This is a genomic window from Bacillus sp. FJAT-14266, assembly GCF_001719225.1.
Taxonomy (GTDB): domain Bacteria; phylum Bacillota; class Bacilli; order Bacillales; family Bacillaceae; genus Bacillus; species Bacillus subtilis.
In genome coordinates this window covers 2,489,152-2,503,544 of record NZ_CP017072.1, presented here as the reverse complement: position 1 = coordinate 2,503,544, position 14,393 = coordinate 2,489,152, and the positions used below count along the sequence as shown (strand labels likewise).

Here is a 14,393-nt window from a genome sequence, read left to right as displayed (position 1 = left end):
GCATTATGGATAAACAGAGAATCTTTGAAGTACTAATCACCAATATTTGCGAGGTGCTTCCTGAATTAGACGGACACAGATTTGAGCCTGAAGATCAGTTAGTTGAGCTAGGAGCTGACTCTGTAGACAGAGCTGAAATTATCACGATGGTGCTAGAGGATTTATCGCTAAAAATCCCTCGCATTGAGCTATCCGGGGTGAAAAACATCGGTGAATTAGCTGAGGTGCTTTATGACAAAGTGCAATCTGCCTGAGGTGGTGGTGACCGGTGTAGGCGTTACGGCCTCTATCGGTCAAGGGAAAGAGGACTTTGCTTCCTCGCTGCTGTCCGGCAGACATGCCTTTGATGTCATGAAGCGTTCAGGCAGACAAAAAGACAGCCGGTTTATCGGAGCCGAAATTGCGTCATTGTCTTATCCTGACCGACTCTCTAAAAAAATGTTGCGAAAAGCATCATTCTCCAGCCGCGCTGCATTGGTAACTCTCACAGAGGCTTGGGAGGAGGCTGAATTGGACGATGCAGATTCCTCACGTATCGGACTGGTTGTTGGCGGGTCAAATTTTCAGCAGAGAGAAAACTTTGAAGTTTATGAAAGGTATCAAGACCGCTCCGGTTTTATTTCTCCGGCGTATGGCCTGTCTTTCATGGACAGCGATCTTTGCGGGATATGTACAGATCAGTTTGGCATCACGGGATTAGCATATACGGTGGGAGGAGCCTCGGCCAGCGGCCAGTTAGCAGTCATTCATGCGATTCAGCAAGTCCTGTCAGGCGAAGTTGATACTTGCATTGCACTTGGTGCTTTAATGGATCTTTCTTATATGGAATGCGAGGCGCTAAGAGCTTTAGGCGCTATGGGGACGGACAAATATGCTGATGAACCTGAAAAAGCGTGCCGTCCCTTCGATCAAAACAGAGACGGGTTTATCTATGGAGAATCGTGCGGTGCATTGGTAATAGAACGAAAGGAGACGGCTTTACGAAGAGGTCTCAAACCTTATGCAGCATTGTCTGGCTGGTCAATCAAACTGGACGGAAACCGGAATCCTGATCCTTCATTAGAAGGAGAGATTCATGTCATCCAGAAGGCACTGGAGCGTGCCAGGCTTTTACCAGAAGATATTGATTATATTAATCCTCATGGAACAGGCTCTTTTATTGGAGATGAAATAGAATTAAAGGCGCTCCGTGCATGCCGGCTTTCCCATGCTTATATCAATGCAACAAAATCGATAACCGGACACGGGCTTAGTGCGGCGGGCATCGTAGAGATTATTTCTGTTTTGCTGCAAATGAAAAAATCTGCCCTGCATCCGAGCAGGAATTTGGATCATCCAATCGATGATTCCTTTCATTGGGTAAATGAGAAATCGATTTCATACCGCATCAAAAATGCGCTGAGTTTAAGCATGGGGTTTGGCGGAATGAACACCGCGGTTTGTATACAAAACATTGAGAAATGTGGAGGCGAATCATAAATGGTTTCAGCCGGAATAGAAGCGATGAATGTCTTTGGCGGAACGGCATACCTTGATGTCATGGAGCTGGCCAAATACAGACACTTAGATACTGCGAGATTTGAAAACTTATTAATGAAAGAAAAAGCGGTAGCACTGCCTTATGAAGATCCCGTGACCTTCGGAGTCAATGCAGCTAAGCCGATTATTGATGCTTTATCTGAAGCAGAGAAGGACCGGATTGAATTGCTGATCACTTGCTCTGAATCCGGGATCGACTTTGGGAAATCGTTAAGTACATATATCCATGAATATTTAGGTCTCAACCGCAACTGCCGTTTGTTTGAGGTTAAACAGGCGTGTTATTCAGGGACAGCGGGATTTCAGATGGCGGTGAATTTTATATTATCCCAAACTTCTCCGGGTGCCAAAGCACTGGTTATCGCCAGTGATATTTCACGTTTTTTAATCGCTGAGGGCGGAGACGCTTTAAGCGAAGATTGGTCTTATGCGGAACCGAGCGCCGGAGCGGGAGCGGTGGCCGTTTTAGTTGGCGAAAATCCCGAGGTGTTTCAAATAGATCCCGGAGCAAATGGTTATTACGGCTATGAAGTGATGGACACGTGCCGCCCCATTCCCGACAGTGAAGCGGGAGATTCTGATCTGTCTTTAATGTCATATTTGGATTGCTGCGAACAGACCTTTCTGGAATATCAAAAGCGTGTACCGGGTGCCAATTATCAGGACACGTTTCAATATCTTGCTTACCATACGCCCTTTGGCGGGATGGTGAAAGGTGCGCACCGGACAATGATGCGTAAGGTGGCGAAGGTGAAAACATCCGGGATTGAGACGGATTTTTTAACTCGGGTAAAACCAGGTTTAAACTACTGTCAACGAGTTGGAAATATTATGGGGGCAGCCTTGTTTCTGGCATTGGCCAGCACGATAGACCAAGGGAGATTTGATACGCCTAAACGAATTGGCTGTTTTTCCTACGGATCCGGCTGCTGTTCTGAATTTTACAGCGGAATTACAACTCCGCAAGGCCAGGAGCGTCAGCGAACATTTGGTATTGAGAAGCATTTGGATCGCCGGTATCAGCTCTCCATGGAAGAGTATGAGCTATTGTTTAAGGGGAGCGGGATGGTGCGGTTTGGGACGCGCAATGTAAAGCTGGACTTTGAGATGATACCGGGCATCATGCAGTCCACTCAAGAGAAGCCGCGCTTGTTTTTAGAAGAAATTTCTGAGTTTCATCGGAAGTACAGGTGGATCTCGTGACCTATCAAACGATAAAGGTCCGCTTTCAAGCGTCGGTTTGCTATATTACCTTTCACCGTCCTGAAGCGAATAATACGATTAATGATACGCTGATAGAAGAATGCTTGCAAGTGTTAAACCAATGTGAAACATCAACGGTGACGGTTGTCGTTTTAGAGGGGCTTCCCGAGGTGTTTTGTTTCGGAGCGGATTTTCAAGAAATCTATCAGGAAATGAAAAGGGGCAGAAAACAGGCAAGCTCCCAAGAGCCTCTCTATGATTTGTGGATGAAATTGCAGACCGGCCCTTATGTCACGATTTCGCATGTCAGGGGAAAAGTGAATGCCGGCGGTCTTGGATTTGTATCTGCCACAGATATTGCCATTGCTGATCAGACGGCGTCATTCAGTCTCTCTGAGCTGCTATTCGGCCTGTACCCTGCTTGTGTTTTACCGTTTCTGATCCGCCGTATCGGCCGGCAGAAAGCGCATTATATGACGCTTATGACAAAGCCGATTTCCGTTCAGGAAGCCAGTGAATGGGGGTTAATAGATGCTTTTGATGCTGAAAGTGACGTGCTGCTGAGAAAGCATTTATTGCGTTTGCGGAGGCTGAATAAAAAAGGAATCGCACATTATAAACAGTTTATGAGCTCACTTGATCATCAAGTCAGTCGTGCGAAAGCCACCGCTTTAACTGCAAATCAAAACATGTTTTCTGATCCTCAAAACCAAATGGGAATCATCAGGTATGTTGAAACAGGACAATTCCCATGGGAGGATCAGTAACCGTTTCAATCAGAACCGTTAGGAGGACATCATGACGCATTCTGTTGTAGAGCTTATCGAAATTGAATCCGCCATTATTCAGGTAAAGATGCAAGATCGCACTCATAAAAACGCTTTTTCACAAGAACTTACAGATGGTTTAATTCAAGCGTTTAAATACATACGGCAGAACCCCAAATACAAAGCGGTCATTTTGACAGGATATGATAATTATTTTGCTTCAGGAGGAACGCAAGAAGGACTGCTACGAATTCAACAGGGATTGACCAAGTTCACTGATGACAATCTTTATTCTCTGGCGCTGGATTGTGAGATTCCAGTTATTGCGGCAATGCAGGGCCATGGAATTGGAGGCGGCTTTGTCATGGGGCTCTTTGCTGACCTAGTCATTCTGAGCAGAGAAAGCGTGTATACGGCTAATTTTATGAAATACGGATTTACGCCTGGAATGGGCGCTACCTTTATCGTTCCTAAAAAACTGGGTTTCAGCCTAGCCCAGGAAATATTATTGAATGCGGGCAGCTACCGCGGAGCTGATCTTGAAAAAAGAGGGGTTCCCTTTAAGGTGCTGCCCCGTGCAGAAGTGTTAGATTATGCAGTGGAGCTGGCGCAAGAACTGGCGGAAAAGCCGAGAAACTCACTGGTTACACTGAAAGATCATTTGGTTGCCCCGCTTCGCAATCAGCTGCCGCGCGTCATTGAACAGGAACTGATGATGCATGAGGAAACATTTCATCATGAAGAAGTCAAAAGTAGAATCAAAGGCTTATATGGTAATTAACTGAAAATATATATAAAATTTTGCAGGTGAAATGGAGGCAGCGTGATGAGAAATAATGATAATATCCGCATATTAGCTAATCCTTCTGTCAGTCATGGTGAGCCTTTACATATATCTGAAAAGCAGCCGGCAACAATACCTGAAGTTTTATACAGAACGGCGGCGGAGCTTGGGGATACAAAGGGAATCATTTATTTGCAGCCGGATGGGACTGAAGTTTACCAATCATACAGACGATTATGGGATGATGGACTGCGTATTGCGAAGGGGCTTCGCCAATCAGGCCTGAAAGCAAAACAAAGCGTGATTTTGCAGCTTGGTGACAATTCACAGCTTCTCCCTGCGTTCTGGGGGTGTGTGTTAACAGGGGTGGTTCCGGCTCCATTAGCCGTTCCACCAACGTATGCTGAATCGAGCAGCGGCACTCAAAAGCTGAAAGACGCATGGACGCTTCTTGACAAGCCAGCGGTGATTACGGACCGAGGGATGCACCAGGAAATGCTCGATTGGGCAAAAGAACAAGAGCTTGAAGGGTTCAGGGCAATTGCTGTAGAGGATCTGCTCAGCGCTGAAGCGGACACAGATTGGCATCAATCCAGTCCTGAAGACTTAGCGCTTTTATTGCTGACTTCAGGCAGTACGGGAACGCCCAAAGCAGTTATGCTTAATCATCGTAACATTATGAGCATGGTGAAAGGGATTATTCAAATGCAAGGCTTCACCAGAGAGGATATTACGTTTAACTGGATGCCGTTTGACCATGTCGGAGGGATCGGAATGCTGCATTTGCGGGATGTTTATCTTGGCTGTCAGGAAATTAACGTCTCAAGCGAAACAATCTTAATGGAGCCGTTGAAATGGCTGGATTGGATTGATCATTACCGAGCTTCTGTTACGTGGGCGCCGAATTTTGCGTTTGGTCTGGTCACTGATTTTGCAGAAGAAATAAAAGATAGGAAATGGGATCTGTCTTCAATGCGATACATGCTCAATGGCGGTGAAGCAATGGTAGCCAAGGTAGGGCGCAGAATACTTGAGCTTTTAGAACCACATGGACTGCCTGCTGACGCCATCCGACCTGCCTGGGGAATGTCCGAAACTTCATCGGGCGTTATTTTTTCTCATGAATTTACCCGGGCTGGAACAAGTGATGATGATCATTTTGTTGAAATAGGCTCTCCAATCCCCGGCTTCTCTATGAGAATTGTGAATGACCATAATGAATTGGTTGAAGAGGGCGAGATCGGCCGTTTTCAAGTCTCGGGTCTTTCTGTTACTAGCGGTTATTACCAGCGGCCTGATTTGAATGAGAGTGTGTTTACAGAAGACGGCTGGTTTGAAACCGGAGATCTTGGCTTTTTGCGAAACGGGCGCTTAACCATAACAGGCCGTACGAAAGATGCAATTATCATTAACGGCATTAATTATTACAGTCATGCAATTGAGTCTGCAGTTGAAGAATTATCTGAAATTGAAACTTCTTATACTGCTGCTTGCGCTGTCCGTCTGGGCCAGAATTCAACAGATCAGCTGGCTATCTTCTTTGTTACTTCCGCAAAATTAAATAATGAGCAGATGTCTCAGCTTCTTAGAAACATACAATCCCATGTCTCACAGGTGATCGGAGTCACCCCGGAATATTTGCTGCCTGTACAAAAAGAAGAGATTCCAAAAACGGCTATCGGAAAGATCCAGCGCACCCAGCTAAAAACTTCATTTGAAAATGGAGAGTTCGACCACTTGCTACATAAACCCAATCGGATGAACGATGCGGTCCAGGATGAGGAGATGCAGCAAGCAGACCATGTGAAAAGAGTAAGGGAAGAAATACAGGAGCATCTGCTCACCTGTTTGACTGAGGAGCTGCATGTTTCCCGCGATTGGGTGGAGCCAAATGCAAATATCCAAAGTCTTGGTGTGAATTCTATCAAGATGATGAAGCTCATTCGATCGATCGAGAAAAACTACCATATCAAACTAACAGCCAGAGAGATACATCAATATCCTACAATTGAACGCTTAGCCAGCTATCTATCAGAACATGAAGACCTCAGCAGCTCGTCTGCTGACAAAAAGGGCACGGACACATATAAAACCGAACCGGAAAGGAGTCAGGCAACTTTTCAACCTCTTTCTGAGGTTCAAAAAGGATTATGGACATTGCAAAAAATGTCACCCGAAAAAAGTGCATATCACGTACCTCTCTGTTTTAAATTTTCGTCAGGGCTTCACCATGAAACATTCCAGCAGGCTTTTGGCCTTGTATTGAATCAGCACCCAATCTTAAAGCACGTCATCCAAGAGAAAGACGGAGTGCCATTTCTTAAAAATGAGCCAGCACTTTCAATTGAAATCAAGACAGAAAATATCTCAAGTTTGAAAGAGTCTGATATTCCTGCTTTTCTTAGAAAGAAAGTAAAGGAACCGTATGTAAAGGAAAACAGCCCGTTAGTGCGTGTCATGAGCTTTTCCAGATCTGAACAAGAGCATTTTTTATTAGTTGTCATTCACCATTTGATTTTTGACGGAGTTTCGTCTGTCACATTTATACGCAGTCTGTTTGATACCTATCAGCTTCTTTTAAAAGGACAGCAGCCGGAAAAAGCTGTTTCTCCTGCTATTTATCATGATTTTGCGGCATGGGAGAAAAACATGCTTGCTGGCAAAGACGGTGTGAAGCACCGTACATATTGGCAGAAACAGCTATCGGGAACTTTGCCGAATCTTCAGCTGCCTAATGTCAGCGCAAGTTCAGTCGATTCTGAGTTTAGAGAGGATACATACACCAGGCGGCTGTCCAGCGGCTTCATGAATCAGGTCAGAACGTTTGCGAAAGAGCATTCTGTAAATGTCACGACGGTATTCTTAAGCTGCTATATGATGCTGCTTGGCCGTTACGCCGGCCAAAAGGAACAGATCGTCGGCATGCCGGCCATGGTGAGGCCGGAAGAAAGATTTGATGATGCCATTGGACATTTTCTCAATATGCTCCCGATTCGGAGTGAGCTGAACCCGGCAGACACTTTTTCTAGCTTTATATCAAAATTGCAATTAACGATATTGGATGGGCTTGATCATGCAGCATATCCTTTTCCAAAAATGGTGAGGGATCTGAATATTCCTCGCAGTCAAGCAGGTTCACCGGTATTTCAAACCGCTTTTTTCTATCAGAATTTTCTTCAATCCGGAAGCTATCAAAGCTTGCTGAGCCGCTATGCTGACTTCTTTTCTGTCGATTTCGTTGAGTATATTCACCAAGAGGGCGAATACGAATTAGTATTTGAACTGTGGGAAACAGAAGAAAAAATGGAGCTGAACATCAAGTACAATACTGGGCTGTTTGATGCGGCTTCTATATCCGCCATGTTCGACCATTTTGTTTATGTAACAGAGCAGGCGATGTTGAATCCTTCTCAGCCTTTAAGAGAGTATTCTTTATTACCTGAGGCAGAGAAGCAGATGATTCTCAAAACATGGAACGCCACAGGAAAAACGTATCCATATATAACTTTTCATGAGTTGTTTGAGCAGCAGGCGAAAAAGACGCCTGATAGAGCGGCTGTCAGCTATGAAGGTCAAACATTGACGTATCGGGAGCTTGATGAGAAAAGCACACAGCTGGCCATTTATTTGCAGGCGCATGGAGTGGGTCCTGACCGTCTGGCGGGGATCTATGTGGATCGATCGCTGGACATGCTAGTGGGTTTATTAGCGATCCTCAAGGCTGGGGGAGCCTATGTGCCGCTAGACCCGTCCTATCCGGCTGAACGATTAGAATACATGCTTGAGGACAGTGAAGTTTTCATTACACTGACGACATCGGAATTAGTAAATACGTTGAGTTGGAACGGTGTCACAACAGCTCTTTTAGATCAAGATTGGGATGAAATTGCTCAAACAGCCTCTGATCGAAAAGTGCTTACACGCACTGTCACGCAAGAGAACTTGGCATATGTCATTTATACATCCGGCAGCACAGGAAAGCCAAAAGGTGTCATGATACCGCATAAAGCTTTGACAAACTTTCTCGTTTCGATGGGGGAAACACCAGGTCTTACGGCAGAGGATAAAATGCTTGCTGTCACAACCTACTGTTTTGATATTGCAGCTCTGGAATTATTTTTGCCTTTAATAAAGGGCGCACACTGCTATATTTGTCAAACGGAGCATACAAAAGACGTTGAAAAACTGAAACGGGACATCCGCACGATCAAACCGACAGTGATGCAGGCAACCCCCGCTACGTGGAAGATGCTCTTTTATTCAGGCTGGGAAAATGAAGAGAGCGTGAAAATTTTATGCGGTGGCGAAGCATTGCCTGAGACATTAAAACGATATTTCTTAGATACGGGCAGCGAAGCCTGGAATATGTTCGGGCCAACCGAAACAACTATCTGGTCAGCGGTTCAGCGCATTAACGATGAATGCTCTCATGCCACGATAGGAAGGCCAATCGCCAATACACAAATCTATATTACGGATTCTCAGCTCGCGCCAGTGCCGGCAGGTGTCCCGGGTGAGCTGTGCATTGCAGGAGACGGTGTGGCGAAGGGCTACTACAAAAAGGAAGAATTAACGGATTCGAGATTCATTGACAACCCTTTTGAGCCTGGGTCTAAGCTTTATAGAACGGGAGACATGGCCCGCTGGCTTACGGGAGGGCGAATTGAATATATAGGCCGCATCGATAATCAAGTAAAAATCCGCGGATTCCGTATTGAACTTGGTGATATTGAAAGCAGGCTTAGTGAGCATCCCGGCATTCTGGAATGCGTTGTGGTCGCAGATATGGATAACCTAGCTGCCTATTATACAGCTAAACATGCAAATGCTTCTCTCACAGCGAGAGAGCTGCGTCATTTTGTGAAAAACGCTTTGCCTGCCTATATGGTGCCTTCTTATTTTATTCAGCTTGATCATATGCCGTTAACTCCGAACGGAAAGATAGATAGAAACAGCCTTAAGAATATCGATTTATCAGGGGAGCAGCTAAAGCAAAGGCAGACCTCTCCTAAGAACATTCAGGATACTGTTTTTACCATTTGGCAGGAAGTGCTGAAAACGAGTGACATTGAATGGGATGACGGATTTTTCGATGTGGGCGGGGATTCGCTTCTCGCGGTCACTGTGGCTGATCGTATCAAACATGAACTATCCTGTGAGTTTTCTGTCACAGACCTGTTTGAGTATTCAACGATTAAAAATATCAGCCAGTACATCACTGAACAGCGAATGGGCGATGCAAGTGACCATATGCCGACAGACCCGGCAGCTCATATAGAAGATCAGTCTACCGAGATGAGTGATCTCCCAGACTATTATGACGATAGTGTAGCGATTATTGGCATATCGTGTGAATTTCCAGGGGCAAAAAATCATGATGAATTTTGGGAGAACCTCAGAGACGGCAAGGAAAGCATAGCGTTTTTCAATAAAGAAGAGCTTCAGCGCTTTGGCATTTCAAAGGAGATAGCGGAGAATGCCGACTATGTCCCTGCTAAAGCTTCAATTGAGGGGAAAGACAGATTTGATCCAAGCTTCTTTCAAATCTCTCCTAAAGACGCTGAATTTATGGACCCTCAGCTTCGGATGCTGCTGACTCATTCATGGAAAGCAATAGAAGATGCCGGTTATGCTGCGAGGCAGATTCCGCAAACCAGTGTTTTTATGTCGGCAAGCAATAATTCTTATCGCGCGCTGCTGCCGTCAGATACAACAGAGAGCTTGGAGACGCCGGACGGCTATGTTTCGTGGGTGCTTGCACAGAGCGGGACGATTCCGACAATGATTTCTCATAAGCTCGGGCTGAGAGGGCCAAGCTATTTCGTTCATGCCAACTGCTCATCATCTCTGATTGGATTGCATTCTGCCTATAAGAGCCTCCTGTCGGGTGAATCTGATTATGCTTTAGTTGGCGGTGCAACGCTGCATACCGAGTCAAATATCGGATATGTGCATCAGCCGGGGCTGAACTTTTCGAGTGATGGACATATTAAAGCTTTTGACGCTTCAGCTGACGGAATGATAGGCGGTGAGGGCGTTGCTGTTGTATTGCTGAAAAAAGCAGCTGATGCAGTAAAGGACGGGGATCATATCTATGCCTTGCTGAGAGGCATTGGTGTAAATAACGACGGCGCTGACAAAGTCGGCTTTTATGCTCCAAGCGTTAAAGGCCAGGCTGACGTGGTCCAACAGGTCATGAATCAAACGAAGGTACAGCCTGAATCCATCTGCTATGTAGAAGCACACGGGACCGGAACGAAGCTGGGGGACCCGATCGAGCTGGCGGCTTTAACAAACGTTTACAGGCAATATACAAATAAAACGCAATTTTGCGGCATTGGGTCGGTGAAAACCAATATCGGACATTTAGATACAGCCGCCGGTCTTGCGGGCTGCATTAAGGTCGTGATGAGTCTTTATCATCAAGAGCTTGCACCGAGTATTAATTATAGGGAGCCGAATCCAAATACAGACTTAGCCAGCTCTCCTTTTTACGTCGTCGATCAAAAGAAAACGTTAAGCCGTGAGATCAAAACGCACAGGGCTGCACTTAGCTCGTTCGGGCTTGGCGGGACAAATACCCATGCCATTTTTGAACAATTCAAAAGGGATTCAGATAAGAGAAAGATAGACGGAACCTGCATCGTCCCGATCTCGGCGAAAAATAAAGAGAGGCTGCAAGAGTATGCAGAAGACATTCTGGCCTATTTGGAAAGAAGAGGGCTTGAGAACAGCCAGCTGCCTGATTTTGCGTATACCCTTCAGGTGGGGCGCGAAGCGATGGAGCATCGCGTTGTCTTTATTGCCGATCATGTAAATGAGTTAAAACAGAGGCTCACAGATTTTATCAATGGAAAAACAGCGATTGAAGGCTGTTTTCAAGGAAGTAAGCACAATGCCAGGGAGGTTTCATGGCTGACGGAGGATGAGGACAGCGCTGAACTCATACGTAAGTGGATGGCCAAAGGAAAAGTAAACAAGCTTGCAGAAATGTGGAGCAAGGGAGCGCATATAGATTGGATGCAGCTTTACAAGGGTGAGCGCCCAAACAGAATGAGTCTGCCGACTTATCCATTTGCAAAGGAACGATACTGGCCGTCGCAGGATGACCGCAAACCGGTGGCGCAGATATCCGGAAATCAGACAGGGATCGGCTCTATTCATCCATTGCTTCATCAGAATACATCTGATTTTTCTGAACAGAAATTCAGTTCGGTTTTCACTGGTGACGAATTCTTCCTGAGAGACCATGTGGTAAGAGGAAAGCCTGTGCTTCCTGGTGTTGCGTACCTTGAAATGGTGTACGCGGCTATAAACCAGGCGGCAGGAAGTGAAATTGGCCAAGATGTCAGAATCAGATTGAATCATACAGTCTGGGTTCAGCCTGTTGTGGTTGACAGACATTCAGCTCAAGTGGATATCAGTCTCTTTCCTGAAGAAGATGGAAAAATCACCTTTGACATTTACAGTATACAGGAAGACGGGGACGACCCTGTTATTCATAGTCAAGGCAGTGCGGAGCTGGCATCTGCTGCCGAAACGCCAGTCGCAGATCTCATTGAAATATCACGCCGCTGCGGCAAAGGAAAGATGTCGCCTGATCAATTTTACGAAGAAGGCAGAAGCAGAGGAATGTTCCATGGCCCGGCCTTTCAAGGAATTAAGAATGTGAATATAGGAAACAGAGAGGTTTTGGCGCAGCTGCAGCTTCCAGAAATCGTTTCTGGAACGAATGAACAGTTTGTGCTGCACCCAAGTATCATGGATTCCGCCTTGCAGACAGCAACAATATGTATCATGCAGGAATTGACGGATCAAAAGCTGATTTTGCCATTTGCGCTTGAGGAGCTTGAAGTGATCAAAGGGTGTTCTTCTTCTATGTGGGCTTATGCTCGCTTAAGTGACAGCGATCACTCCGGAGGGGTTGTTCAGAAAGCGGATATCGATGTCATTGACGAGAGTGGAAGCGTATGTGTCAGGATCAAAGGATTTTCAACGAGAGTATTAGAAGGGGAGGTTCATCCTTCAAAGCCTTCAACACGGCACGAACGCTTAATGCTTGAACCGGTGTGGGAAAAACAGAATGAAGAACGAGAGGACGAAGATCTTTCGTACACGGAGCATATCATTGTTCTCTTCGAAACTGAACGAAGTGTCACAGACAGCATTGCCTCCCACATGAAAGATGCCCGTGTGATTACTCTAAACGAAGCTGTAGGACATATTGCTGAACGTTATCAATGTTACATGCAGAACATTTTTGAACTCCTGCAAAGCAAGGTCCGTGAGCTTTCTGCAGGCCGTATCATCATTCAAGCGATTGTTCCACTGGAAAAAGAGAAGCAATTGTTTGCCGGCGTTTCCGGTCTGCTTAAAACAGCAGAAATAGAGTTCAGCAAACTGACTGCTCAGGTCATCGAAATTGAGAAACCTGAAGAGATGATAGACCTTCACCTCAAGCTGAAAGACGACAGCCAGAGACCATTTGACAAACAGATTCGATATGAGGCTGGACACCGTTTTGTGAAAGGCTGGAGGGAGATGGTGCTTCCTTCAGCTGATACGCTTCACATGCCGTGGAGAGACGAAGGTGTTTATCTAATCACAGGCGGAGCAGGAAGCTTAGGCCTTCTGTTTGCAAAGGAAATTGCCAATCGAACTGGCCGGTCTACTATTGTGCTGACGGGACGATCTGTTTTAAGTGAGGATAAGGAAAACGAACTGGAGGCTCTTCGAAGCATCGGAGCGGAGGTTGTCTATCGAGAGGCTGATGTAAGTGATCAGCATGCGGTTCGTCATCTTTTTGAGGAAATCAAAGAAAGATATGGCACTCTCAATGGAATTATTCACGGTGCAGGCAGCATTAAAGATCACTTCATCATTCATAAAACGAATGAAGAGTTTCAAGAAGTATTGCAGCCAAAAGTGAGCGGGTTGTTACATGTAGACGAATGCAGCAAGGATTTCCCATTGGACTTTTTCATTTTCTTCTCATCTGTTTCGGGATGTTTAGGAAACGCTGGACAAGCCGATTATGCGGCAGCCAATTCGTTTATGGATGCATTTGCTGAATACCGCCGTTCTCTTGCGGCATCAAAAAAGAGATTTGGCTCCACCATTTCCTTCAATTGGCCGTTATGGGAAGAAGGCGGTATGCAAGTCGGCGCTGAAGATGAAAAGAGAATGCTGAAAACGACGGGAATGGTCCCGATGCCGACAGATAGTGGCTTGAAAGCATTTTATCAAGGGATAGCATCTGATAAGCCGCAAGTTTTTGTGATGGAAGGACAGCTTCAGAAAATGAAACAAAAACTGCTTTCCGCAGGATCGAAAGCCAAGCGGAACGATCAGAGAAAGGCGGATCAGGATCAAGGACAAACTAGAAAATTGGAAGCAGCCTTAATCCAGATGGTTGGCGCAATTTTGAAAGTAAACACAGACGATATCGATGTCAACACAGAGCTGAGTGAGTACGGATTCGACTCAGTTACATTCACTGTCTTTACAAACAAGATCAACGAAAAATTTCAGTTGGAGCTAACACCGACCATTTTCTTTGAATATGGCAGCGTCCAAAGCCTGGCTGAATATGTAGTTGCTGCGTATCAGGGCGAATGGAATCAAGATGCTACTGCTAAAGGCATAGATGAAAGAACAAACTTAGTGCACAGTTTAAGCAGCCTGGAGGCATCATTAAGCAACATGGTCAGTGCAATTTTAAAAGTAAATAGTGAAGATATTGATGTCAATACAGAGCTGAGTGAATACGGATTTGATTCCGTTACATTTACGGTCTTTACAAACAAGATAAACGAAGAATTTCAGTTGGAGCTAACGCCGACCATTTTCTTTGAATATGGAAGCATCCAAAGCCTGGCTGAGTATTTGACTGCTGAACATGAGGACACCCTGGTTCAGGAGCGCGAAAAACCAGAGGGACAGGAAGAGTTACAGACAAAATCCCCTGAAGCGCCGAAAATCACATCACGTAGAAAGCGCCGCTTTACACAGCCTGTTATTGCAAAAGCAGAAAGAAACAAAAAGCAGGCTGCCGATTTTGAGCCGGTTGCAATTGTCGGCATCAGCGGCCGATTCCCTGG

At 45.6% G+C, this 14,393-nt stretch carries 6 protein-coding genes (1 of these 6 running past the window's edge); all 6 read left to right on the top strand.

From position 1 onward, the window contains the following. Nucleotides 1-5 precede the first annotated feature (5 nt). Tightly spaced (at most 45 nt apart), the 6 genes in view from BGM23_RS12885 to pksJ form a layout consistent with a single transcriptional unit that may run on beyond the window. Nucleotides 6-254 (top strand): acyl carrier protein, encoded by a 249-nt coding sequence (locus BGM23_RS12885; protein WP_003231809.1) that lies wholly within the window; start codon nucleotides 6-8, stop codon nucleotides 252-254. After that, on the top strand, nucleotides 232-1,479 hold the full coding sequence (pksF, locus tag BGM23_RS12880; RefSeq protein WP_029726473.1) for a polyketide biosynthesis malonyl-ACP decarboxylase PksF: 1,248 nt from the start codon (nucleotides 232-234) through the stop codon (nucleotides 1,477-1,479). The genes BGM23_RS12885 and pksF overlap by 23 nt, the downstream gene beginning before the upstream one ends. After that, on the top strand, nucleotides 1,480-2,742 hold the full coding sequence (gene pksG / locus BGM23_RS12875) for a polyketide biosynthesis 3-hydroxy-3-methylglutaryl-ACP synthase PksG (protein ID WP_003231805.1): 1,263 nt from the start codon (nucleotides 1,480-1,482) through the stop codon (nucleotides 2,740-2,742). Beyond that, a complete protein-coding gene (locus BGM23_RS12870) occupies nucleotides 2,730-3,509 on the top strand; it encodes an enoyl-CoA hydratase/isomerase (RefSeq protein ID WP_072692616.1) in 780 nt (259 codons plus the stop codon). The genes pksG and BGM23_RS12870 overlap by 13 nt, the downstream gene beginning before the upstream one ends. Nucleotides 3,510-3,540: 31 nt before the next feature. Then, the gene (locus BGM23_RS12865) at nucleotides 3,541-4,290 is read left to right on the top strand and encodes a polyketide synthase (RefSeq protein ID WP_029726471.1); all 750 of its coding nucleotides are present in this window, start codon (nucleotides 3,541-3,543) and stop codon (nucleotides 4,288-4,290) included. Between the two features lie 45 nt (nucleotides 4,291-4,335). Continuing rightward, nucleotides 4,336-14,393 carry the 5' portion of a polyketide synthase PksJ gene (gene pksJ, locus BGM23_RS12860; RefSeq protein ID WP_053581882.1) on the top strand. It continues 5,074 nt past the right edge of the window, so 10,058 of the gene's 15,132 nt are visible here — the first part of the coding sequence; it begins with the start codon at nucleotides 4,336-4,338; its stop codon lies off the right edge, out of view.

Coding starts and splice junctions, on each gene's coding strand:
- pksG (WP_003231805.1), top strand. CDS start 1,480: ATGGTTTCAGCCGGAATAGAAGCGATGAATGTCTTTGGCGGAACGGCA.
- pksF (WP_029726473.1), top strand. CDS start 232: ATGACAAAGTGCAATCTGCCTGAGGTGGTGGTGACCGGTGTAGGCGTT.
- BGM23_RS12885 (WP_003231809.1), top strand. CDS start 6: ATGGATAAACAGAGAATCTTTGAAGTACTAATCACCAATATTTGCGAG.
- BGM23_RS12865 (WP_029726471.1), top strand. CDS start 3,541: ATGACGCATTCTGTTGTAGAGCTTATCGAAATTGAATCCGCCATTATT.